Origin of the sequence: Lysinibacillus sp. FSL W8-0992 (assembly GCF_038008685.1) — a bacterium.
Taxonomy (GTDB): Bacteria; Bacillota; Bacilli; order Bacillales_A; family Planococcaceae; genus Lysinibacillus.
This window is the reverse complement of the sequence record NZ_JBBOZQ010000001.1, coordinates 4,246,074-4,269,361: the sequence shown is the minus strand read 5'-3', so window position 1 is coordinate 4,269,361 and position 23,288 is coordinate 4,246,074. Positions and strand designations below refer to the sequence as shown.

Here is a 23,288-nt window from a genome sequence, read left to right as displayed (position 1 = left end):
AAATTATATAATTTTTTGTAATAGTTGTATGGTTTATTATGTATATAACATTATGAGAGTTGGAAAAAAACTCTTGATTAAATGCGTTATTTCTATATAAAATAGCAATATGAATAATTTTCAGATAATTCCATAAGTATATAGTTAGATGATTTTTTTGTTTCTACTGTAAAAAATTAATTAATTTGTTTTTAATTAGAATTATATAAAAACTAATAAATATTTGAGTAGAAATGATATTGAAATAAGTTTAATCAATTTTGAATCCTTTTTTCTGAATATTGAATCAGAAAAGATTGTCATCGTAAGTTTTTACTACATATTTCTATTTAGAAAAAATACAAAAAGGTGTGATGATTGCAATGAATTTAATGCTTGAAGTGAAAAACCTTAAAACTGGTTTTGATATAGACGGAGATATATATCACGCGGTGGATAACGTTTCGTTTTCCGTTAAGCCCGGCCAAATTGTAGGTATTGTAGGGGAATCTGGTTGTGGAAAAAGTGTTATGTCACTGTCGATCATGCAGCTACTTCCTCAAGGGATTGGCAAAGTTACTGGCGGAGAAATAAAGTTCCAAGGCAAAAGTATTGAGGGCTACAAAAGTGATGAGATGAATAAAATACGAGGAAAAGATATTAGTATGATCTTTCAAGAGCCTATGACATCTTTAAACCCTGTATTTACAATTGGCAATCAGATTGAAGAGATTTTATTAAACCATCTACCAATCTCGAAAACTGATGCAAGACAGCAGTCAATTGAATTATTAAAGAGTGTAGGCATACCAAGACCAGATAAAATTGTCGACGAATATCCACATCAACTATCAGGGGGGATGCGACAAAGGGTCATGATTGCGATTGCCATCGCTTGTCATCCAAAGCTTTTAATTGCTGATGAACCTACTACTGCACTAGATGTAACTGTACAAGCACAAATACTTGAATTGCTGAAAAAAATTCAAGCGGAAAATGATATGTCCATTATATTGATTACGCATGATTTAGGTGTAGTGGCAGAAATGTGTGATGAAGTCATCATTATGTATGCTGGGAAAATTGTAGAGCGCACGAATGTGGACAATCTATTCTATAATCCAAAGCATCCTTATACGAAGCTATTAATGGCATCCATCCCACGCATTGATATCGAAGTTAGTGAGCTAACGACAATTCAAGGCATTGTGCCATCTTTAAAAAATATGCCGACAGTCGGCTGTCGATTTGCAGATAGATGCCCGTCGGTGAAACCCGAGTGTAGTACGGTAACTCCTCAGCTAGTTCAAATCGGCGATGGCCATGAGGTTTCATGCTTACTATATGAAGGTTCTATCCTAGAGAAGGTGTGAGGTAACAACATGACTGATACGACAATCAAACAACAAAAAGAAACTTTGCTCGAAGTGAACAACTTAAAAACCTATTACCCTATTAAAGGTGGATTTCTTAAAAAAACAGTCGGACAAGTGAAGGCTGTAGACAATATTTCATTTTCTATCAAAAATGGTGAAACATTGGGCTTAGTTGGTGAGTCAGGATGCGGAAAATCAACAACAGGCCGTACGATTATTAGATTGTTAGATTCTACAGAAGGACAAATCGTGTTTGATGGAAAGGATATTACGAAAATACAAGGCAAATCATTAAGAGAAATAAGAAAAGATATCCAGATGGTATTCCAAGATCCTTATGCATCATTAAATCCAATGCAGATGGTAGGCAGTATCGTAGCTGAGCCTATTATGAATTTTCATAATAAATCACTGAATTCTTTAAAAGAAGAAGTCATTGAATTATTAAGAAAAGTAGGGTTACCTAAGGACGCATATTATAAATATGCCCATGAATTTTCAGGTGGTCAACGTCAACGAATTGGTATTGCAAGAGCACTAGCCCTTAAACCGAAGCTAATAATTGCCGATGAACCCGTTTCTGCCTTAGATGTTTCCGTGCAATCACAAGTTTTAAATCTACTAAAAGAATTGCAAGATGAGTTTGATTTAACCTTTTTATTTATTGCGCACGACTTAAGTGTTGTAAAACATATGAGTGACCGCATTGGCGTTATGTATTTAGGCAATATTGTTGAAATTGCAAACAAGGTAAGCATATATGACGAGCCATTGCATCCATATACACAAGCACTCATTTCAGCAATACCCGTGCCAGATCCTCGGAAAAAAAGCAATCGCATTGTTTTACAGGGCGATGTACCGAGCCCAGCTAATCCTCCGCAAGGATGCCCATTCCATCCAAGGTGCCCGAAGGCTATGATGGAATGTTCCTTAACTAAACCAGTATTAAAGGAGGTGAAGCCAGATCATAAAGTTGCTTGCCACTTATATTAAATATGGCAAGAAAAAAAAGGAAAAAATGCTTTTCAAAATAAAAAATTAACGGGGGGAAAAAAATGAAAAAGACTAAAACATTATGGTCACTTTTACTAATGCTCGTCATGGCATTGTTCCTAGCAGCATGTAATAATGATTCATCGAAAACTGACGACAAAGATACAGGAAAGGATACAGAAAAACCAGTAACGACAACTACTGATGCTAAAGCAGGTGGCGTTGTAACATTCGGTACAGACCAAGCACCAGAGGGCGTATTTGACCCTGCCTTTGCAGGAAGTATTGTAGATAGCTATATCCAAGGCTTCATGATGGATGGTATTTATGATGTAAATGATGAGTTAGAATATATACCAAACCTTGCAAAATGGGATATTAGTGAAGATAAATTAACGTATACATTCAACTTTGAAAAAGGTGTGAAATGGCATAATGGTGAGGAATTAACAGGTGAAGACTGGGTATTCGCTTTAGAAACTTTAGCAGATCCTGATTATGATGGCCCTCGTTTTAATTATGTTGAAGGTGTAAAAGGGGCAGAAGATAAAAAAGCAGGTAAAGCAGATAAAATTTCAGGAATTGAAGTTGTTGACCCTTACACGATTAAAGTTACATTTAAAGAAGTAAAAATTAATAATCTAGAAAGTATTTGGCAATTCCCAATGCCGAAGAAACATTATGAAGGCATTGCAGTAAAAGATTTAAGTGAATCGAAGCAAGTGCGTGAAACGCCTGTAGGCAATGGACCGTTTAAGGTGAAAAAAGTTGTTGACGGCGAATATTCTGAATTAGAGCGTTTTGATGATTACTGGAAAGGGAAACCAACGCTTGATGGTGTAATTGTAAAAGTAATTGACCCATCATTAGCTGCGGGTGCGTTCCAAAACGGAGAAATCGACATCATGGATATTAGACCACAATCTGTGAAAGAGCTTTCAGCATTAAGCAATGTACGTATCGAAGAAACGACTGGTGTAGGCTATTCTTATATCGGGCTTCGTTTTGGTCATCGTGATAAAGCTACACTTAAAAATGTAGCAGATTTTGATAAATTCAATTCAAAAGAATTACGTCAGGCACTATTATATGCTCTTAACCGTCCAGCAATGATCGATGCTTTCTTAGAAGGAAAAGCTGAAGTTGCGAATACAGTTATTCCAGTTACTTTCTGGACTGCTGCAGATGCTTCAGATTTAAATGCATATGACTTTAATGTAGATAAAGCGAAAGAACTGTTAAAAACAGCAGGCTATGTTGATAAAGATGGCGATGGATTTGTTGAAGATCCACAAGGCCAACCATTTAAAATTTCATTTGGACACTATGCAGGACCAGCGGCATTTGAAGGTCGTTCACAAGCAATCATCCAATCTTGGAATGATATTGGCGTAAAAACTGAATTAGCAACAGGTAGCTTAGTTGAGTTTAACTTGTACAACGAGATGAAAGATAATGATGACGCTGCATTAGAGGCATTCTTCGGTTCTTGGAGTATGGGCTCTGATCCAGATCCATCTGGCCTATGGGCAAATGATGCAGAATGGAACTACGGTCGTTATGTAGATGAGGAAAACGACAAATTATTAAAAGAAGCGTTAAGTGAAGCTGCATTTGATAAAGACTACCGTAAAAAAGTTTATGTTGATTGGCAAAAATACTTCAACGAACAATTACCAGCACTTCCTTTATGGGAAAACCTAGATCTATATGGTATTAACAACCGACTACAAGGTGTTCATATTAACGCTGTTGGTTTCCAAACAGACGTTTATAAATGGCATATTGTCGAGTAAGTTTAATGCCTAAAAAAGGCTGAGAAACCTACTACTATCGGGCTCTTTTAGGAGCCTGGTAGTAGTAAATTATAATTGATAAGGGGACGTCACATGCTTCAATACACACTTCGAAGATTACTCGGCATGATTCCATTGTTACTCCTTATTTCGTTAGTTGTGTTCTTCTTAGCAAAAATGATGCCAGGAGATCCATTTGCGGGAGAAATTGATCCATCAAATACAAACCCACAATACATCGAGGAAATGAGAGAGAAGTTAGGCTATAATGATCCAATTATCGTGCAATATGGAAGATGGATGTCTAATTTTGTACAAGGGGATTTTGGTAAATCAACAGTTTATAAAAAACCTGCAGTAGAAGTAATTGTACAACGAATTCCGAATACATTATTTTTAGCAGTAACATCTTTAATTTTGACGTATATTTTTGCTTTTTTCATGGGTATGTATGCTGGGCGAAAACCATATACATTAGGCGATAATTTAATAGCTTCGTACAATTATTTGGCTTTAGCGATTCCATCATTTGTCGCTGGTATTGTAGCCATTTATGTTTTCTCTTTCCAACTAGGGTGGTTCCCATTCAATGGCTCAGTTGGCGTAGGGCTTCAAGAAGGAACGTTTGCTTATTACCTAAGTAGGGTTCATCATGTGTTATTGCCTTCACTTGTATTAGGATTAATGGGAACGGCTTCCTATACGCAATTTTTACGAAACGATATTATTGAAAACAGCAGAAAAGATTTCGTCCGTACAGCGAGAGCAAAAGGAACAAAGGAATCAAAAATTTACAACAAGCATATTTTAAGAAATTCGATTATTCCGATTATTACTTTTCTTGGTTTTGACATCGCTACATTAATTAGTGGTGCAGTAATAACAGAAACCATCTTTACTTATCCCGGAATAGGCGCACTGTTCTTAGATTCCGTTGGTAGAAGAGATTATGCGGTCATGATGTCGATAACTATGTTACTTTCGTTCTTAACACTTTTTGGGAATTTAGTAGCCGATTTATTGTATGGTATAGTAGATCCGCGAATTAGACTAGATTAGGGAGGGGAAATATGTGGAGATTATTACAAAACAAGAAGCGTCTGCATTAAAAACACTGAATAAAAGCCCCTCTCCATGGGTGATAGCGAGAAGAAAGTTCGTTAAAAATAAATTAGCTATGATAAGCCTTATTTTTTTACTAATCGTTATTATTCTATCGTTTTTAGCACCATATATTACGACAAAAGATATTGTGCGTGTAGACTTTATGAAAATTAGCCAACCACCTTCAAGTGAGAATTGGCTTGGAACCGATACAAATGGCCGTGATGTATTTACACGAATGCTTTATGCTGGTAAATCTTCCTTAACGGTTGGTATAGGTTGTATGTTTTTCATTGTTTTAATTGGGACAACTATAGGGTCTATTTCAGGTTATTTTGGTGGCAAGATTGATCAAATTTTAATGCGTTTCACGGACTTTGTATTAATGTTCCCTTTATTAGTTTTTGTTATCGTGTTAAATACGATTTTAGTTGGTAAAGTTTCGGGGCTATGGACGTTAATCATTGTCATTTCCGTATTAAGCTGGGGTAGTGTTGCCCGAGTTGTACGAAGTCGAATTCTTGCAGAAAAAGAAAATGAGTACATTTTAGCTGCACAGTCAATCGGCTGTAAATCATCGAAAATCATTATGAAACATTTATTACCCAACGTCGCTTCTACAATCATTGTACAAGCTACTTTATTAATGGCGGTAACCATTGTAATAGAGTCGGCGTTAAGCTTCTTAAACTTCGGTGTGCCAGCAGATACGCCAAGTTGGGGAAATATGCTAGCAGAGGCTAGAAACTCAGATGTGTTAAGAGATAAAATTTGGATATGGATTCCACCAGCAACAGCAATTACATTAGTAATTTTATCGATTAATTTTATCGGTGAAGGACTAAAAGATGCGATGAATCCAAAATCAAGAAGATAATGTTGGTAAATAAATGGCACCTATCAAAGTGAACTTCACTTTGATAGGTGCCATTTGCTGTTGGTGTGGAGCGAGGGGTGAATCTGCTAGCGGAGTGGAGGGGTGATGCCGCGGAGTGAGGGTGTGATTCCGCGGAGTGAGGAGGTAATTCCGCGGAACGAGGAGAGAATCCCGCGGAGTGAGGTAGTGATTCCGCGGAGCAAGAAGATAATTCCGCGAAGCGAGGGAGTAATTCCGCGGAGCAAGGAGATAATTCCGCGGAGTGAGGGTGTAATTCCGCGGAGCAAGGGTGTAATTCCGCGGAGCAAGGGTGTAATTCCGCGGAACGAGGAGGTGATTCCGCGGAGCGAGGGAGGATTCTGCTAGCGGAGCGAGGGTGTGATTCCGCGGAGCAAGGAGGTGATTCCGCGGAGCGAGGGTGTGATTCCGCGGAGCGAGGAGGTAATTCCGCGGAGTGAGGTAGTGATTCCGAGGAGCGAGGAGGTAATTCCGCGGAGCAAGGAGGTGATTCCGAGGAGCAAGGGAGGTGATTCCGCGGAGTGAGGAGGTAATTCCGCGGAGCGGGGGAGTAATTCCGCGGGGCGAGGGTGTAATTCCGCGGAGCGAGGAGGTGATTCCGCGGAGCGAGAGTGTAATTCAGGGGAGCGAGGTAGTGATTCCACGGAACGGGGAGAGAATTCCGCGGAGCAAGGAAGTAATTCCGCGGAGCGAGGAGATAATTCCGCGGAGCGAGGAGATAATTCCGCCAAGCAAGGGTGTAATTCCGCGGAGCGAGGAGGTAATTCCGCGGAGCGAGGGAGTAATTCCGCGGAACGAGGGGGCGATTCCGCGGAGCAAGGATATAATTCCGCGAAGCGGGGGAGTAATTCCGCGGAGCGAGGGTGTAATTCCGCGGAGCGAGGAGGTAATTCCGCGGAGTGAGGGTGTAAATCCGCGGAGCAAGGAGGTGATTCCGCGGAGCAAGGGAGGTGATGCCGCGGAGTGAGGAGGTAATTCCGCGGAACGAGGAGAGAATCCCGCGGAGTGAGGTAGTGATTCCGCGGAGCAAGGGTGTAATGCCGCGGAGCGGGGAGATAATTCCGCGGAGTGAGGTAGTGATGCCGCGAAGCGAGGAGAGAATTCCGCGAAGCGAGGGAGTAATTCCGCGGAGTGAGGGAGTAATTCCGCGGAGTGAGGGAGTAATTCCGCGGAGTGAGGGAGTAATTCCGCGGAGCGAGGAGAGAATTCCGCGGAGTGAGGTAGTGATTCCGCGGAGCGAGGAGGTGATTCCGCGGAGCGAGGAGGTGATTCCGCGGAGCAAGGAGATAATTCCGCGGAGCGAGGGAGTAATTCCGCGGAGCGAGGAAGTAATTCCGCGGAGCAAGGAGATAATTCCGCGGAGCGAGGGAGTAATTCCGCGAAGCGAGGGAGTAATTCCGCGGAGCAAGGGTGTAATTCCGCGGAGTGAGGAGAGAATTCCGCGGAGTGAGGTAGTGATTCCGCGGAGCAAGGAGGTAATTCCGCGGAGTGAGGGAGTAATTCCGCGAAGCGAGGGAGTAATTCCGCGGAACGGGCAGATAATTCCGCGGAGTGAGGAGGTGATTCCGCGGAGCGAGGGAGTAATTCCGCGGAGCAAGGGTATAATTCCGCGAAGCGAGGGAGTGGTTCCGCGGAGCGAGGGTGTAATTCCGCGGAGCGAGGTAGTGATTCCGCGGAGCAAGGGTGTAATTCCGCGGAGCGGGGAGATAATTCCGCGGAGCGAGGAGAGAATTCCGCGGAGTGAGGTAGTGATGCCGCGAAGCGAGGAGAGAATTCCGCGGAGCGAGGGAGTAATTCCGCGAAGCGAGGAGGTGATTCCGCGGAGCAAGGAGGTGATGCCGCGGAGCAAGGCAGTAATCCCGCGGAGTGAGGTAGTGATTCCGCGGAGCAAGGAGATAATTCCGCGAAGCGAGAGAGGTAGTCCCTCGAAGCAGGGACCTAATCCCGTCTACTAGCAATATGTAGAAAGAAATATCAAAATTGTACATGGAAGTCGGATATGAAGCGTAGAAACTAACTATTTTTATGTAAAAGGTTGCTAAATTAAAATTTGATTTTTGTGTGGAAAATAAAAAAATAATTATAAGTTTATGGTAAAAATAAAATTTTTTTAATGTAATAAGGAATTAATAAAACAAAGCGTTTTAAAACAAAACGTACTTGAATAAAAGCATTCAAATAAAATTTATTTATTAGCAAATTTTTTTATTAATTATTGAAAAGGTTGATTTATGAAGTTAAACTTCACTCTATTTTATTATTTTAAAATATTTCATAAGCGTTTACTTATTTGTTTTATTTATATAACAAATAAGTAAAATTGGCAGGTGGAAAATGAAATTCATCTAGATGAATAGTAGGTGAGAATACTCTTTTTTATGATAATAATTTGAAAAAAACGCTTGATTTTGCATATAAATACTAGATAAAATAGCGTTATAATAAATTATCAGATAATTCTATCTATACGAAGGCAGGTTGCTTTACTTGTAATTAACAAGCTAAATGTACTTGTCTTTAGCAAAAATAAAAAAATAGGGAGGGGTTAGTTTAGGGGAATTATAATTTTGAAATAAAGATAAATGTATTTGTCAGAAAACTGAATGTTGGAGGGAGATTGTTTGTGTACAAATAACTTATTAACAATTAACAATTTAACAACGAGTTTTCGTATTAAAGACACATACCACGCAGCAGTAGAAGATGTCTCGCTCTCACTAAGAAAAAATGAGATTTTAGCGATAGTAGGAGAGTCGGGCTGTGGGAAGAGTACGTTAGCCACAACTATTGTTGGCTTACATAATGATGGGAATACAAAAGTGACTGGGGAAATACTTTACAATCAACAAAATTTAACAAAGTTAAGTGAAGTACAATTCAACCAATTAAGAGGCAATGATATTGGCTTTATATTTCAAGATCCTCTTTCAGCTTTAAACCCATTAATGCGCATTCATGAACAAATTGCGGAAGGTCTTATTTATCACACAACACTAACTAAAAAGCAACGTGAAGCACGTGTTTTAGAATTGCTTGAGCAAGTAGGGATTGCTCATCCTAAACGGGTTGCTAGACAATTCCCGCATCAATTATCAGGTGGTATGCGCCAACGTGTCATGATTGCGATAGCGCTATCCAGTAAACCTTCCATCATTATTGCAGATGAACCGACTACAGCATTAGATGTAACAATTCAAGCACAGATTTTAGACCTATTAAAGTCGCTTCAAGATGAGACACAAGCGGGCATTATTTTAATTACCCATGACTTAGGTGTTGTGGCAGAAATTGCAGACCGTGTAGCTGTTATGTATGCAGGACAAGTTATTGAAGAGGCGCCCGTCCAAGTATTGTTTAATGATGCCAAACATCCATATACCCGTTCCTTATTAAATTCCATTCCGCAAACACATGAGGAAAACGAGCGACTGGAGGTAATACACGGCATGGTGCCTTCGCTCATGCATATGCCACGTGAAGGCTGTCGTTTTTCAGCCCGCATACCGTGGATTGATGAATCAGCACATGAAAGTGCCCCCCAATTACATGAAATTGCACCTGGGCATTTTGTTCGCTGCACCTGCTGGAAACACTTTTGCTTTGAAGGGGAGCTAGGAGGTGGACAGTATGACATTTATGCTAATTAAAGATTTAAACGTCCATTATTCAATACGAGGTGGCTTTTTTAATACCGTCATTGATAAAGTGTACGCGGTTGATGGCGTTACGATGGCGTTTGAAAAAGGAAAAACATATGGTTTAGTCGGTGAATCGGGTTCTGGTAAATCAACAACAGGTAAAGCAATCATTGGCCTCGAAAAGGTAACGTCTGGCCAAATCATTTATGAAGGGCACGATGTTACTAATAAACGACGTAAGCGTAATTCTGCGTATAACAGAGATATTCAAATGATTTTCCAAGACGCACACTCGAGTATGAATCCAAGAAAGCGTGTACTGGATATTCTAGCAGAGCCAATGCGCAATTTTTTGAAGCTCAGCGATCAGGAGGAACGCAAGCGTATTAAAGCGCTACTTGCCATTGTTGGTATGTCAGAGGACGTCTTGTTAAAGTATCCGCATGAATTTTCAGGAGGACAAAAGCAACGTCTTGGTATCGCGCGGGCAGTTGCTACTAATCCAAAATTGATTATTGCGGACGAGCCTGTATCCTCACTTGATTTATCGGTTCAAGCACAAGTACTAAATTTTATGAAAGATATTCAGCAAGAATATGGGCTAAGTTACTTATTTATATCTCATGACCTCGGAGTCGTAAAACATATGTGTGATTACATTGCAATCATGTACAAGGGGCGCTTTGTTGAAACGGGTACCCGTCAGGATATTTACATCAATCCACAGCATATTTACACAAATCGCCTGTTGTCAGCTATCCCACATATTGAGCCTGAAACGAGGATGGCGCGTAAAGCAGCTCGGCAAAAAGTCGAAGAGAAGTATCGCAAAGATCATCATCACTATTATGATGAGAATGGTAAAGTATACCCTTTAAAATCCATTTCAGAGACCCATAAAGTAGCGATGTCTGAAATTGAGCAGGAGGGATTGTAAAATGTGGAAAACTGTTATTAGACGCATTATTGTAATGATTCCCCAAATGTTTATATTGAGTTTAATTATTTTTATATTGGCAAAGCAAATGCCAGGTGACCCTTTTACAGGGTTAATTACACCAGAGACAGATCCTTCAAGGATTGAGGAGCTACGAATACAAGCAGGCTTCTATGATCCTTGGTATGTTCAATATTATCGCTGGATTACAAATGCCTTTCAAGGTGATTTTGGACAAAGCTATACATATAAAATTGCGGTGTCCACTCTTATTGGTGAGCGTGCACTCAATACATTTTGGCTTTCATTACTTAGTGTTATTCTTGTCTACTTGCTCGCCATACCATTGGGAATGCTTGCAGGGCGTAAGCAAGATACATTTTTAGATAAATCGATTATCCTATACAGTTTTATTAGCTTCGCAATTCCCACTTTTGTATTATCTCTCGTTTTCTTGTTCGTTTTTGGTTATCGCTTAATGTGGTTCCCAACGAGTGGAACCGTTGATGTTGGACTTGAATCAGGAACGATGGCCTATTTTTGGAATAAAATATATCACTTGCTATTGCCTGCTATGACGGCAGCTATTTTAGGTACTACAGGGATTATCCAATATTTACGCTCGGAAATTATTGATGCTAAAACACAAGATTATGTAAAAACAGCTCGAAGTAAAGGCATTCCAATCCGTAGAATATATGCGCGACATATTTTCCGCAATTCAGTTCTTCCTATTGCAGCGTTTTTAGGGTTTACAATAACAGGTTTATTAGGTGGCTCGATTTTCATAGAAACTATTTATGGCTACCCAGGTATGGGGGAATTGTTTATTAGTTCAATAACGAGTCGCGACTATAGTGTCATTACTGCACTCATCATGCTCTATGGTTTCTTAGCATTATTAGGTAGTCTGCTGTCGGACATTATTATGAGCATTGTGGATCCTCGTATCCGTATAGACTAACGACTAACATAATGTGTAAGAAGAGGTGAATATGAATGACGCAACAAACTTACGAGACGAATATGATGGAAAACTCTCCGCCGACAGGTATACAAGTCGTTTTACGAGAGTTTAAAAAAGATAAAGTAGCGATGTTTTCCTTTTTTGGTGTCACGATTATTATGTTAACGATTTTTATTGCAGCAGGGATGCTCAACCAAGAAGAAGTATTGAAAATTAATTTGCTAGAACGCTATACCGAACCAGGTGTTAATGGATACATTCTTGGAGCGGATGAGGCAGGGCGTGATGTGCTTGGCCAGCTAATTATTGGGGCGAAAAATTCGCTTTTAATTGCTCTATGGGTAACGGTGATAGCCAATATTATAGGCATAGCTATGGGAATTATTATGGGCTATTACAGCGGTATTGTGGATAATGTGATGATGCGAATAATTGATTTTATTATTACATTACCGACACTTATGATTTTTATTGTCCTTGTTTCTATCATTCCAGAATATGGCGTTCTTGAGCTCGTTATTATTATTAGTGCATTTCAATGGATAGGGATTGCTCGGTTAATTCGAAGTAAAGCTTTATCAGAAGGGCGACGGGATTATGTAAGTGAATCTAAAACAATGGGGACGAGTGATATAGCCATTATGTTTAAGGGGCTATTACCAAATTTAAGTTCGATCTTAATAGTAGAGTTTACATTAAGTCTTGCGGGTAATATTGGGATTGAAACAGGGCTATCATTTTTAGGATTTGGGCTACCACCTTCGACGCCAAGTTTAGGAACTTTAGTAAGCTATGCAAGAAATCCGCTCGTCTTAGCTGACAAATGGTGGGTTTGGCTACCAGCATCTTTATTAATTTTAGTTTTAATGCTCGGTATTAATTATATCGGACAAGCATTCCGTCGTGCCGCTGACGCAAAACAAAGATTAGGATAACAGAGGAGGCAATAACAATGAGGAAAAAGTGGTTGATGAATGTTATTACGTTGGCAATCATATTGCTATTAGCTACCGCCTGCAATCGCAATGATAAAGAGCAGTCAAATGAAGCTGAGGGCAGCAACGATAAGCCAGCACAAACAGAAGATAACAAAGTAGATACAAATTTGCTACCGACGAAAGTAACAAATGAAGGGGAAGCAATTGAAGGTGGTACATTACATGTTGGGCTTGTTGCAGACTCACCATTTAAAGGCATTTTTCTTGCTGAGCTTTATACCGATGCCACAGATAGTTCCATTATGGGCTATGCTTCAAATAGTCTTTTTGAGATTGATGGTGACTTTTTAATAACAGATGAGGGAATCGCAAAATTAGATGTTGATACGGACAATAACAAAGTGACAATTACCATTCAAGAGGATGTGAAATGGTCGGATGGCACACCATTAACGGCAGAGGATTTAATCTATCCGTATGAAATTATTGGTCATCCCGATTATGAAGGTGTGCGCTATGATGATGACTTTAAAAATATTGTAGGGGCAGAAGAATACCATGAGGGTAAAGCAGACAAGATTTCAGGCATTAAAAAGATTGATGATAAAACGATAGAAATTTCGTTAAAGAAAGTGTCACCTGCTATTTATTCAGGTGGTGATGGTTTATGGGGCTATGCAGCACCGAAGCATCAGCTCAAATCGATTGCTGTAAAAGATTTAATTTCTTCTGATGCTGTAAGAAAAAATCCAATTACACTCGGTCCATTTAAATATGACAATATCGTTAATGGCGAATCTGTGCAGTTGGTGGCTAATGAAAATTACTATAAAGGTAAACCAAAAGTTGATAAGGTAGTTATTAAAGTTGTTTCAACTTCTACTATTGGTGAGGCATTGAAAGCAGGACAATTTGACATCTCTTCATTCCCTGCTACTCAATATGATACTATAAAAAATTTATCGAATATTTCGATTTTGGGACGACCTGACTTATCATACAGCTATCTAGGCTTTAAGTTAGGGAAATATGACAAAGAAAAAGGCGAAAATATTTATGATGAAAAGGCAAAAATGAATGATGTCCAGTTGCGGCAAGCAATTGCCTATGCGATGGATATTGAAACGGTATCAGATAGATTTTATCAAGGGTTACGTGTGCGTGCGAATTCCTTAATCCCACCCGCTTTTAAAACTTACTATGATGGAACGCTTGAGGGGTATCAATATGATCCTGACAAAGCGAAAGAATTACTGGATGAAGCAGGCTTTAAAGATGTAGATGGTGATGGTCTTCGTGAAGATAAAGATGGCAATAAGTTTACTATTCGTTTAGCAGCGATAGCAGGCTCTGATACGGCTGAAGCAATTGTTGAGTATTATCGTCAAAATTGGAAAGATGTTGGCTTAGATGTACAACTAACGACAGGTCGTTTAATCGAAGCTAATAGCTTCTACGATAAAGTAGAAGCAGATGATCCTGAAATTGATATGTATCTTGCAGGTTGGGGTACAGGAACGAACCCTTCACCAGCAGGATTATATAGTAAAGGAGCAGCATTTAACTTTAGTCGCTACGTATCGGATGATTTAACGAAGCTGTTAAATGATATTGATTCACAAGAGGCGTTAGATCCAACATATCGTGCACGGGCTTTCCGTAAATGGCAAGAATATATGGCAGACAAAGCAATGGTTGTCCCAACGTTATTCAGCACATCAACGATTGCAGTCAATAAACGTATAAAAAGCTATAATATCGATCGTGAAACAGGTACGGAGATTCAAGATCTTGAACTAATAGCTGATGCGCCGATAAAATAATAATAAAATGGTGAATATTGTATTTATTTAAATTTGTGAATAGAACTCTTGAATTGATTATACTTTGAGAGTTGAGTGGTGCTTACCCTTTAAAGATATTCACAATAAAGTAAGTATCTAATTGCTTTTTAAAATGATAATTATTTGTATTAATAAGGAGGTGAGTTAATGATGGAAAAAGATATTTTTGATTTAGATTTAAAAATTTCACCGGCTTCAAAAGATATTTCGGAGAGGGGAGGATTAGCAATTTCTTGGCATCCAAATTGGTGTCCAGATCCCCCACTGCCGAGTACTAAAGAAACTAATTGTTCCTTTATACCACCTTGTCCTATAAGACCATAATGGTATGCGGTGAAAAGAAATTCTTTTCGCCGCATTATATTTCGTTAAAATTCGATATTTGAATGAGGAGATTAGCCGATGAGAAAAGATTGGGATTTAATGGATTTATCTATTGTGAGAACACCACTTTTTCCGCTTTCATTTTATATAAATAAATTATCCTTAGAAGAAAATCCAGAAAACATTTTAAAATTGGTTCTGAATAATCAAGTTATTAAAGAAGCAATATATTTCGCTAATCCGAATCTCTTTAATGAAATTATCAAATATAATACCAAGAGTGAGAAGAAAAAAAGAAATATTATAGCCACTTTATATAAATACCTTGCAAGAATTTCTACAAAATCAACTCCATTTGGGCTTTTTTCTGGCGTTCAAGAAGTTTCTCAAAAAAATATACTATGTACCACTACAAATGATGAAATGGCTAAAAAATTAAAGAAATTTATAAGAGTAGATTCAATGTGGTTACTAGGTGTAATAGAAACAATAGAAGGTCAGGAACATTTTTGGGATTTTATAAATGTAAAATTTGTGGATATGTATTTAATTGAGGGTTATAGGATATTTTTTCCATACAGAACTATGTATGGACAATTTGATAGGTATAAGAAGCAAGGTGAAAAGAGTAGTTTTTCAATTCGGAATAACGAGCTAATTAAAAAAATAAGGTTAATTGCAGCTGATTTTATACCACTTTCTATTTTATTATTTGAATTGAAAAGTTTTTATGAAGATATCAATATAAATGATATTAAATCTTATTTGAAACAATTAATAACACTCGAAATATTACATTCAAATTTGCGTCCAAATTTAACAACCGCAAATAGTCTCGATGAATTATTACAATTTTTTATAAAATTTAATTTAACAGATGAGCCAATGTTTCAATTACTTAATGAAATCCAATGCCATATTTCTGAATATTCGGTTTTTGAATTAGGTGAGTGTGAAAGCATTGAGTTGTTAAATAAAATAAGATCAAAAATGGGGAAAATGTATAATTGTAATGACTATCTACAAATAGATTTAAAATTTGAACCTAATTACGAATTGCGAAAAAATGTTAATGAAGACTTAAAGGAAGCAATTGATATACTAAGCCTTTTTTTAATTTATCAAAATCAAAATTGGAATTTAGAAGCTTTTAAAAAAGCTTTTATTGAGAAATATGGTTACAATACTGAAATAAAATTAGTTGAATTACTGTATTCACTTGAAATAAATGAGTATTCGACAAAGGTTCTAGATAGTTTAAATGAGATGAAAGAAAATCCAATCTATAATTATGTGGAAAGTTTAATAACAAATGCGTTATTTCAAGGATTAGAGGAACTGGAGATTACTGATTCGGAATTAAGAAAGTTTAAACGATATCAAAAAATAGATTTCACTAAAGTATATGAGTCATTTGATGTGCTGTTCTCAGTAGTCCAAAAGCCTAATAAAGTTTATCTGACAGTTAATAATGAAAATTTTACGGCCAATGCAGGACAATTTATAGGTAGATTTTTATTTTTGTTAAGTAGTAAGTATTCTAAGGAGATTGGAAAATTAATTGATTTTGAAAGAAATATATATGGGGACAATTATGAGGTATCCGAAGTTAGTTGCCAAAGTGTTTATGGTAGAGCTTCTAATATACGTTCAACTATAAATCTTAGGAAACATGAAATACCTATTTTTTCGGGGTTATCTAAGTATAAAAATAACATTAAAATTGATTCTATTCTTTCCGGAGTTAATGAATTTGGAGAATTATATTTAAAAAATTCTGATACAAATAACATTATTATTCCTAAAACAACGAATATGTTACATGGGGTAACGTATTTCCCTACGATTTATAAATTTTTATTAGAGGTAGGCAAAGAGGGAGAGATTCCATTTCAAACTTTCTTTCCAATCTTTTATAATAAATTTGTTTTTACTCCAAGAATTAGATATAAAAACATAGTACTATCTAAAAAACAATGGAGAATAGATATGTATATTTTACAGTTAGACAAGCAGTTTAATTATGAAGATTGGGAAGATGCAATTTCAAAATGGAGAAAAACATACAAAGTACCAAACATAGTTGAATTGAAAAGTGTAGATTCGACAATATATTTTAATCTGGAAAATTCCCTACATTTGAAAATTTTAAGAAAGGAATTTTCTAAGTCAAATAAGCTAAATTTTACTGAAGTAGACTATGGTATAAATATCGAATCTGTAAGAGAGTTTCAATTTAAAGAAGAATTAACAGTATCTATATTAAATAAAAGGAGTAAAAAAAAGAAATTTAGTACACTGTATAACGATATTGGGGATAAAAGGAAAAACGGACCAGGCGATGATTGGATTTTCTATAAACTATATATTAAAGAAGATTATCAAGATGAGCTATTAATAAATTATATTTATCCTACTATGAATAAATTATTGAAAGAGAAAAAAATCAATTCTTATTTTTATATAAGATATATCGATTTACGACCGCATATTAGATTGAGGATAAAAGTAGAATCCTTCAATTTTAAGCTTGTGGTTTCATATATGTCAGATTTATCGAAAAAATGGATGGACATAAATTTTGTTGATAGTGTAAGTATAGATACGTATTACCCAGAATATATGAGATATGGGGGAAAGCAATTAGAAAAACAATTTCATGACGTATTTTTTGCAGACAGTCAATATTGTTTAGCGCTACTGAATCTAAACCAAAAAATAAAGGAAACTACTGAGAAAATAATTATTTATTCGATAAAATGTTTATTTCATGATATAGGCTTTGAAAAAGAGAAGCAAATTAAAATAATAAAACGTTATTTAGACCTAAATAGCTTAAATAAGAGATTAATGAAATTGAGCTTAACAGATGAACTCTTAGAAAATAAGGGAATAGGTTCTGTTTTCGAAGTTGAAGAGATTTCAAAATTCAGAACATACGCACTTAGAAAATTTTTAAAACAAATAGAAGTTGCTCGATTGCAGGAATCTAATATATACGATATCGTTCTATCAGTAATTCATATGAATGTGAATAGATTAATGATTATAGATAAAGAAAAAGAAAATCAACTAATGTATAGTTTATTAAAATATCTTAAGCATATTTAAATTTCAGTGTAAGATTTTTCCGTATAGCATAATAATTTTCCTTTGTTTTTAATCTGATGTTTGGGGAGGAGACGCATGTATATTACTTCATTGAAGCTTCAAAAACATTGTTCACTATTATTTGAAGAGCATTTGAAAAACTTTGCAAATAGTACTTTAAAAATGAATTTTCAAGATAAAAGTATTTATTCGCTTAGTCATGGGATTCCTGGACTTTGTATATTTTATGCAAGTTTAGATAAGTTGTATCCACAAAATAAGTGGGATTATTATGCACATAGGTATTTAGAATTATTAAATGGAAAAATAGACTTTAACTTATTAGATGTATCTTTATATCAAGGAATAAGTGGAATTGGGGCATCAGTTTTATCTTTAGCAAAAGAAGGCAGATACCAACATTATTTAAAATCATTAAATGAATTATTAGAATATCGAATTAAGAAATTACTTGTGAAATTCCCTATAGAGTTTGACGTATCGAAATATGATGTTGTTACTGGAATAACAGGTGTAGTTAGATATATGCTTTTTCTAAAAGAAAATAATAATTTTAATCAGTTAATTAAAGAACTAGTAAAAAAGATAATATTATATGCAGAATTTGAAATGAATAAACTTTCAAATAATCCTGTTGAAAAAAATAATATTATTAATTTAGGGACTGCACATGGTTTATCAGGCATCTTATCAATTTTATCAATAGTCAAACTCGAAGAAATTGAAGTAGAAAATTTGGATCATACAATATTAAATTTGATCGAGTTTTTTGAAAAAAATAATTTCAAATCATTAGGTGTCCTAACTTTTCCTGAACGTTTACCTTTTATTAATACACCTAGGCATAAAAAATATATTAATTTCTCTTGGTGTTATGGACTTACAGGGATTTCTAGGTCTATGATTCTAGCATCTAAGGCAATAGATGACAAATTACTTAAAGAAAAATATATTAATAATTACACCCTTTTTCTGGATTCTTTATACTTGAAGAAATCAAATGTTTCCACCGTATTTTGTCATGGAATATCAGGAGTAATTTACGAAACATTCTTACTGTATAAAGAATTCGGAAATATCAAATTTATTGAACATATTTTAAAGTTACTAACCATACTACATGATAATTCAGATTTTAACAGATTTAATTCATTTCCGGATTGCTCTGTTGAAGGAAATGATAATGAGTACAAGGAGGGGATTATAGATGGAACTATAAGTGTCTATATAGTGATAGTATCTATTTTGTTAGATGAAAAAGAAAAAATGGATTGGATTTTTTTGAAGCATTAAATCATAAAGTTTAATTTTATTATTACATAGATATGGGGGTACTCTATATTAAAAAAAAAGAGAAGCTATTTATTTTATATCGAAATGCCAGCCCACCATTTAAACTTTTATTTTTTGCAATTTTTTTAGGAGTAGTTAGTTCTTTTTGTTCATTAATTCTACCAATTTTAGTGAAAATGCAAATTGATGATATAAATAATGGGATTGCGTATAAATTAATCATGGTAATACTAATTTTATTTATAGTACAACTATGTAGTTTGAGCGTGGCATCCTTCTTATTATCAATTGTAGGAAATAGGATAATTTTGAACCTTCGAAAAAATATCTGGGGAAAATTGTTGAATGCAAAGATTGACTTTTTTGCAAAAAATCAATCGAGTGAAATTGTTAGTAGAATATTAACAGATACTACAGCAGCTATGAATTTATTGTCTCATGATTTTGCAAGACTAATAACAGGTATACTATCAATTACTGGTTCAATTTTTTTTATGATGTATTTAGATATTTATTTAACTATGGCTCTATTATTTTTTTTACCTATAATAATTTTATTAATTTCAATAAGTAGTAGGAAATTAAGAAATATTTCTTTTTTATATTATGAGCATAATTCAATAGTTGCGGGATATTTATATAAAGTTCTAAACGGAATTAGATTAATAAAAGCTTCGAATACTCAAAACAAAGAAATGAAAGAAGGAAGAAAACAATTTAGAGAAATTTATTTTGTTACAAAAAATAAATCTAAGATAGAATCCCTTCTTTTACCACTCGTAAATACGTTAACATTGGCAATGATTGTGATTGTACTTGCATATGGTTCTTATAGAATTCAATTAGGGGAGATTTCATCAGGAGACCTTTTAGCATTTATATTTTATGCTTATCAAATTAGTGTTCCATTAGGTATTATAGGTAACTTTATTGCTAGCTATCAATCTTTTTCTGGCTCTAGTAAACGCATTATTGATATTTTAAATTTAGAAATAGAAGAACAAAAAGAAAATGGTAAGAGACTGTCATATTATCAAAATAATTCGAAATATACTTTAGAAGTTGAAAATCTATACTTTAAATATGAAAAAATTTGGGTTTTGAATGGTATTTCATTCTTAGTTCACCCAGGTACTATTACAGCTATTGTAGGTGAAAGTGGTAGTGGTAAATCCACCTTGTTTTATCTTCTAGAACAATTCTACAAGCCTACTAAAGGGGAAATAAAACTTAATTCTATTTCTTTTAAAGAATTTAGTCTTTCTGATTGGCGTGATAAGTTTAGTTATGTATCACAAGACTTCTATATATTCCCTGGTACGATTAAAGAAAATCTCACATATGGGATTAAACGTGATATTAAAGAAAGCGAGCTTTTGTCTATATGTGAAGAAGTTAATGCTCTAGATTTCATTAATTCTTTACCAGAAAAATTCTACACTTATTTAGGTGAAAATGGTTTTAATATTTCTGGAGGACAAAAACAACGTCTTGCAATAGCAAGAGCCTTATTAAAAGAAGCTCCTTTTTTATTATTAGACGAAGCGACAGCAAACTTGGATATAATATCAGAGGATATAATTCAACGCTCTTTAATTACTAGAAAATCAAAACAATCAATAATAATAATTGCTCATAGAATTTCTACTATTATAAATGCAGACCAGATTTTAGTTTTAAATAAAGGTAAAATTGAATGTATAGGTAAACATGCTGAATTATTATTATCGTGTGACACATATAAAAAATTAACTAGTAAACAATTTATTGGTAACTAATTCCGATTACTAAATAATCCCACACTTTATTAGAAATTCTTAATAAGAAAATCCCAATAGCATGGCAAGAGTTTATGAGTGACAAGGCAATGATAATACCAATGTATTTCCGCACGTCAACGATAGCAATCAATAAACGGATAAAAAGCTATAATATTGATCGGGAAACGGGTACAGAGATACAAGATCTTGAACTAATAGCTGATGCACCGATAAAATAAGTGTATAATGGTAAATATAGTATTTCTTACAATTTATAGAAGAGATGAATAATCGAATCCTCAAAAAAAAAGATCCATCCATTGCATAAGTTCAATGGATGGATCATATATTATTTAGTGGCAACCCATGTTTTCACAAGGTCAGCAGTACCATAAACATAATGTTGTTCGCCAACTTCATGGTATGTTGCGCTTTCGTCAACTTCTGTATGTTTGTAAGGAATACGTTGACGACGCTTTTCTGACATTGGGTCTGGAAGCGGGATTGCTGATAATAATGATTTTGTATAAGGATGAACAGGATGATTATAAATATCATCGGCTTTACCAATTTCCATAATTTTACCACGATACATAACAGCGATACGATCACTGATGTATTTAACCATTGAAAGGTCATGGGCAATGAACAGGTATGTTAAGCCACGTTCTTTTTGTAGTTGTTTTAATAAGTTAACAACTTGCGCTTGAATCGATACGTCAAGTGCAGAAATTGGTTCATCGGCAATGATGAACTTTGGATCTAAGCTAAGGGCACGAGCGATACCGATACGCTGACGTTGACCACCTGAGAATTCATGTGCGTAACGATTGGCGTGCTCTTTGTTTAAACCTACAGCTTCAAGCAATTGGTTGATTTTTTCGCGACGTTCTTTCTTATCTTTATATAAGCCATGAATATCGAAAGCTTCTGCAATGATTTCCCCAGCTGTCATACGAGGGTTTAACGAAGCATATGGATCTTGGAAAATCATTTGCATTTGACGATTAAAAGTCTTTAAATCGCTTTTTGATTTTTTACCATGCACGTTTTGACCATCGAAAATAATTTCGCCATCTGTAATATCATATAGGCGAATGATTGAGCGACCAGTCGTCGATTTACCACAGCCTGATTCTCCAACAAGTCCAAGTGTTTCACCTTCATAAACATCAAAGCTAATACCATCAACAGCTTTAATAGGGTTGCTTGGTGAACCAAAGTATTGCTTTACGTTTTTAATTTCAAGAATTTTTTTTGCACCTGTTTTAGTCATTGAATTCTGCCTCCTTCGCTAAAAAGCCCTCAATACGTTTAGCAACCGCATCTGGAAGTGGAATTTTTGGCGCATCAGGATGTAACAACCAAGTTTTTGCAAAATGAGTGTCGCTTACTTGGAACATTGGCGGCTCTTGCTCATAGTCAATCGCCATTGCAAATTCATTACGAGCAGCAAAAGCATCTCCCTTTGGAGGGTTCGTAAGATCTGGAGGTGAACCAGGAATCGTACGTAATAGCTCGTCCTCATTACTATCTAAATCAGGCATAGAACCAAGTAATCCCCATGTATAAGGATGTTTTGGATTATAGAAAATATCATTTACTGTACCATACTCGACGATTTGACCAGCATACATAACGGCTACGCGGTCAGCAACGTTAGCTACAACGCCTAAGTCATGCGTAATGAAAATGATAGAAGTTTTAGAACTTTTTTGGATTTCTTTCATTAATTCTAAAATTTGTGCTTGGATTGTTACGTCCAATGCAGTTGTTGGCTCATCGGCGATTAACAGCTTAGGATCAGCCGCTAGTGCAATAGCGATTACAACACGTTGACGCATCCCGCCTGAAAATTCATGTGGATATTGATTGTAACGTTTTTCAGGGAAGGGGATACCTACTTGCGTTAAAAGTTCGATTGCGCGTTTTTTAGCATCAGCCTTAGAAACTTTCTTATGTTGCAAAATTACTTCAGTTATTTGACGTCCGACCTTCATAGTTGGATTCAAACTTGTCATCGGATCCTGGAAGATCATAGCAATTTCATTTCCGCGTACTTTCGACATTTCTTTATCAGTAAGTGGAATTAAATCACGGCCGTTAAATAAAATTTGTCCTGACTCATAAATACCAGGTGGCTGTGGAATTAATTTCATTAAGGCGTTACTCGTAACACTCTTACCAGAACCAGATTCACCAACGATCGCTAGTGTTTCACCTTCTTTTAAATCAAAGTTTACACCACGCACAGCATGGACAAGCCCTGCATATGTTTTAAAGTTAATTTTTAAATCTTTTACTTCTAAAATTGTTTTACTCATTTCGGC

20 protein-coding genes are annotated in these 23,288 nt (G+C 35.8%); 18 read left to right on the top strand and 2 right to left on the bottom strand.

Annotation, left to right across the window (positions count from 1 at the left end; genetic code table 11):
- The first annotated feature begins 353 nt into the window (after window positions 1–353).
- The 18 genes from NSQ74_RS21315 to NSQ74_RS21230 all read left to right on the top strand — a co-directional run bounded on the left by NSQ74_RS21315 (window position 354) and on the right by NSQ74_RS21230 (window position 21,197).
- A complete protein-coding gene (locus NSQ74_RS21315; protein ID WP_340825952.1) occupies window positions 354–1,352 on the top strand; it encodes an ABC transporter ATP-binding protein in 999 nt (332 codons plus the stop codon).
- Window positions 1,353–1,361: 9 nt separating this feature from the next.
- Window positions 1,362–2,351 carry an ABC transporter ATP-binding protein gene (locus NSQ74_RS21310; RefSeq protein ID WP_340825951.1) on the top strand — a complete coding sequence of 330 codons (990 nt, stop codon included), beginning with the start codon at window positions 1,362–1,364 and terminating at the stop codon, window positions 2,349–2,351.
- 62 nt (window positions 2,352–2,413) lie between these two features.
- Window positions 2,414–4,147, top strand: a complete 1,734-nt coding sequence (gene opp4A, locus NSQ74_RS21305) for an oligopeptide ABC transporter substrate-binding protein (protein ID WP_340825948.1) — start codon at window positions 2,414–2,416, stop codon at window positions 4,145–4,147.
- 93 nt (window positions 4,148–4,240) lie between these two features.
- Window positions 4,241–5,206, top strand: coding sequence for an oligopeptide ABC transporter permease (gene opp4B / locus NSQ74_RS21300; RefSeq protein WP_340825946.1), 966 nt, complete (start codon window positions 4,241–4,243; stop codon window positions 5,204–5,206).
- Between the two features lie 13 nt (window positions 5,207–5,219).
- A complete protein-coding gene (gene opp4C, locus NSQ74_RS21295; RefSeq protein ID WP_340825945.1) occupies window positions 5,220–6,128 on the top strand; it encodes an oligopeptide ABC transporter permease in 909 nt (302 codons plus the stop codon).
- Between the two features lie 105 nt (window positions 6,129–6,233).
- Window positions 6,234–6,494 carry a hypothetical protein gene (locus NSQ74_RS21290; RefSeq protein WP_340825943.1) on the top strand — a complete coding sequence of 87 codons (261 nt, stop codon included), beginning with the start codon at window positions 6,234–6,236 and terminating at the stop codon, window positions 6,492–6,494.
- Window positions 6,495–6,654: 160 nt separating this feature from the next.
- Window positions 6,655–7,113 carry a hypothetical protein gene (locus NSQ74_RS21285; protein WP_340825942.1) on the top strand — a complete coding sequence of 153 codons (459 nt, stop codon included), beginning with the start codon at window positions 6,655–6,657 and terminating at the stop codon, window positions 7,111–7,113.
- Window positions 7,100–8,101, top strand: a complete 1,002-nt coding sequence (locus NSQ74_RS21280) for a hypothetical protein (RefSeq protein ID WP_340825941.1) — start codon at window positions 7,100–7,102, stop codon at window positions 8,099–8,101. Before NSQ74_RS21285 ends, NSQ74_RS21280 begins: the two co-directional genes overlap by 14 nt.
- 666 nt (window positions 8,102–8,767) lie before the next feature.
- On the top strand, window positions 8,768–9,793 hold the full coding sequence (locus tag NSQ74_RS21275) for an ABC transporter ATP-binding protein (RefSeq protein ID WP_340825940.1): 1,026 nt from the start codon (window positions 8,768–8,770) through the stop codon (window positions 9,791–9,793).
- On the top strand, window positions 9,774–10,721 hold the full coding sequence (locus NSQ74_RS21270; protein ID WP_340825938.1) for an ATP-binding cassette domain-containing protein: 948 nt from the start codon (window positions 9,774–9,776) through the stop codon (window positions 10,719–10,721). The genes NSQ74_RS21275 and NSQ74_RS21270 overlap by 20 nt, the downstream gene beginning before the upstream one ends.
- Window position 10,722: 1 nt before the next feature.
- Window positions 10,723–11,685, top strand: coding sequence for an oligopeptide ABC transporter permease (opp4B, locus tag NSQ74_RS21265; RefSeq protein WP_340825936.1), 963 nt, complete (start codon window positions 10,723–10,725; stop codon window positions 11,683–11,685).
- Between the two features lie 35 nt (window positions 11,686–11,720).
- Window positions 11,721–12,623 (top strand): ABC transporter permease, encoded by a 903-nt coding sequence (locus tag NSQ74_RS21260; protein ID WP_340825934.1) that lies wholly within the window; start codon window positions 11,721–11,723, stop codon window positions 12,621–12,623.
- Between the two features lie 17 nt (window positions 12,624–12,640).
- On the top strand, window positions 12,641–14,449 hold the full coding sequence (opp4A, locus tag NSQ74_RS21255; protein ID WP_340825933.1) for an oligopeptide ABC transporter substrate-binding protein: 1,809 nt from the start codon (window positions 12,641–12,643) through the stop codon (window positions 14,447–14,449).
- Window positions 14,450–14,617: 168 nt separating this feature from the next.
- Window positions 14,618–14,794 (top strand): hypothetical protein, encoded by a 177-nt coding sequence (locus tag NSQ74_RS21250; RefSeq protein WP_340825932.1) that lies wholly within the window; start codon window positions 14,618–14,620, stop codon window positions 14,792–14,794.
- A 78-nt stretch (window positions 14,795–14,872) separates the two neighbouring features.
- The gene (locus tag NSQ74_RS21245) at window positions 14,873–17,905 is read left to right on the top strand and encodes a lantibiotic dehydratase (protein ID WP_340825931.1); all 3,033 of its coding nucleotides are present in this window, start codon (window positions 14,873–14,875) and stop codon (window positions 17,903–17,905) included.
- Between the two features lie 75 nt (window positions 17,906–17,980).
- Entirely contained in the window at window positions 17,981–19,198 is a 1,218-nt protein-coding gene (locus NSQ74_RS21240; protein WP_340825930.1) for a lanthionine synthetase C family protein, read from the top strand.
- Window positions 19,199–19,230: 32 nt separating this feature from the next.
- The gene (locus tag NSQ74_RS21235; RefSeq protein WP_340825928.1) at window positions 19,231–20,976 is read left to right on the top strand and encodes an ABC transporter ATP-binding protein; all 1,746 of its coding nucleotides are present in this window, start codon (window positions 19,231–19,233) and stop codon (window positions 20,974–20,976) included.
- Between the two features lie 89 nt (window positions 20,977–21,065).
- On the top strand, window positions 21,066–21,197 hold the full coding sequence (locus tag NSQ74_RS21230) for a hypothetical protein (protein WP_340825927.1): 132 nt from the start codon (window positions 21,066–21,068) through the stop codon (window positions 21,195–21,197).
- A gap of 110 nt (window positions 21,198–21,307) precedes the next feature.
- Here NSQ74_RS21230 and NSQ74_RS21225 read toward each other — a convergent pair whose 3' ends face one another.
- Window positions 21,308–22,234 (bottom strand): ABC transporter ATP-binding protein, encoded by a 927-nt coding sequence (locus NSQ74_RS21225; RefSeq protein ID WP_340825926.1) that lies wholly within the window; start codon window positions 22,232–22,234, stop codon window positions 21,308–21,310.
- Window positions 22,227–23,282, bottom strand: a complete 1,056-nt coding sequence (locus NSQ74_RS21220) for an ABC transporter ATP-binding protein (RefSeq protein WP_340825925.1) — start codon at window positions 23,280–23,282, stop codon at window positions 22,227–22,229. The genes NSQ74_RS21225 and NSQ74_RS21220 overlap by 8 nt, the downstream gene beginning before the upstream one ends.
- Window positions 23,283–23,288 lie beyond the last annotated feature (6 nt).

Coding starts and splice junctions, on each gene's coding strand:
- NSQ74_RS21315 (WP_340825952.1), top strand. CDS start 354: ATGATTGCAATGAATTTAATGCTTGAAGTGAAAAACCTTAAAACTGGT.
- NSQ74_RS21310 (WP_340825951.1), top strand. CDS start 1,362: ATGACTGATACGACAATCAAACAACAAAAAGAAACTTTGCTCGAAGTG.
- opp4A (WP_340825948.1), top strand. CDS start 2,414: ATGAAAAAGACTAAAACATTATGGTCACTTTTACTAATGCTCGTCATG.
- opp4B (WP_340825946.1), top strand. CDS start 4,241: ATGCTTCAATACACACTTCGAAGATTACTCGGCATGATTCCATTGTTA.
- NSQ74_RS21290 (WP_340825943.1), top strand. CDS start 6,234: ATGCCGCGGAGTGAGGGTGTGATTCCGCGGAGTGAGGAGGTAATTCCG.
- NSQ74_RS21280 (WP_340825941.1), top strand. CDS start 7,100: ATGCCGCGGAGTGAGGAGGTAATTCCGCGGAACGAGGAGAGAATCCCG.
- NSQ74_RS21270 (WP_340825938.1), top strand. CDS start 9,774: ATGACATTTATGCTAATTAAAGATTTAAACGTCCATTATTCAATACGA.
- opp4B (WP_340825936.1), top strand. CDS start 10,723: ATGTGGAAAACTGTTATTAGACGCATTATTGTAATGATTCCCCAAATG.
- NSQ74_RS21260 (WP_340825934.1), top strand. CDS start 11,721: ATGACGCAACAAACTTACGAGACGAATATGATGGAAAACTCTCCGCCG.
- opp4A (WP_340825933.1), top strand. CDS start 12,641: ATGAGGAAAAAGTGGTTGATGAATGTTATTACGTTGGCAATCATATTG.
- NSQ74_RS21250 (WP_340825932.1), top strand. CDS start 14,618: ATGATGGAAAAAGATATTTTTGATTTAGATTTAAAAATTTCACCGGCT.
- NSQ74_RS21245 (WP_340825931.1), top strand. CDS start 14,873: ATGAGAAAAGATTGGGATTTAATGGATTTATCTATTGTGAGAACACCA.
- NSQ74_RS21240 (WP_340825930.1), top strand. CDS start 17,981: ATGTATATTACTTCATTGAAGCTTCAAAAACATTGTTCACTATTATTT.
- NSQ74_RS21235 (WP_340825928.1), top strand. CDS start 19,231: ATGGGGGTACTCTATATTAAAAAAAAAGAGAAGCTATTTATTTTATAT.
- NSQ74_RS21230 (WP_340825927.1), top strand. CDS start 21,066: ATGATAATACCAATGTATTTCCGCACGTCAACGATAGCAATCAATAAA.
- NSQ74_RS21225 (WP_340825926.1), bottom strand. CDS start 22,234: ATGACTAAAACAGGTGCAAAAAAAATTCTTGAAATTAAAAACGTAAAG.
- NSQ74_RS21220 (WP_340825925.1), bottom strand. CDS start 23,282: ATGAGTAAAACAATTTTAGAAGTAAAAGATTTAAAAATTAACTTTAAA.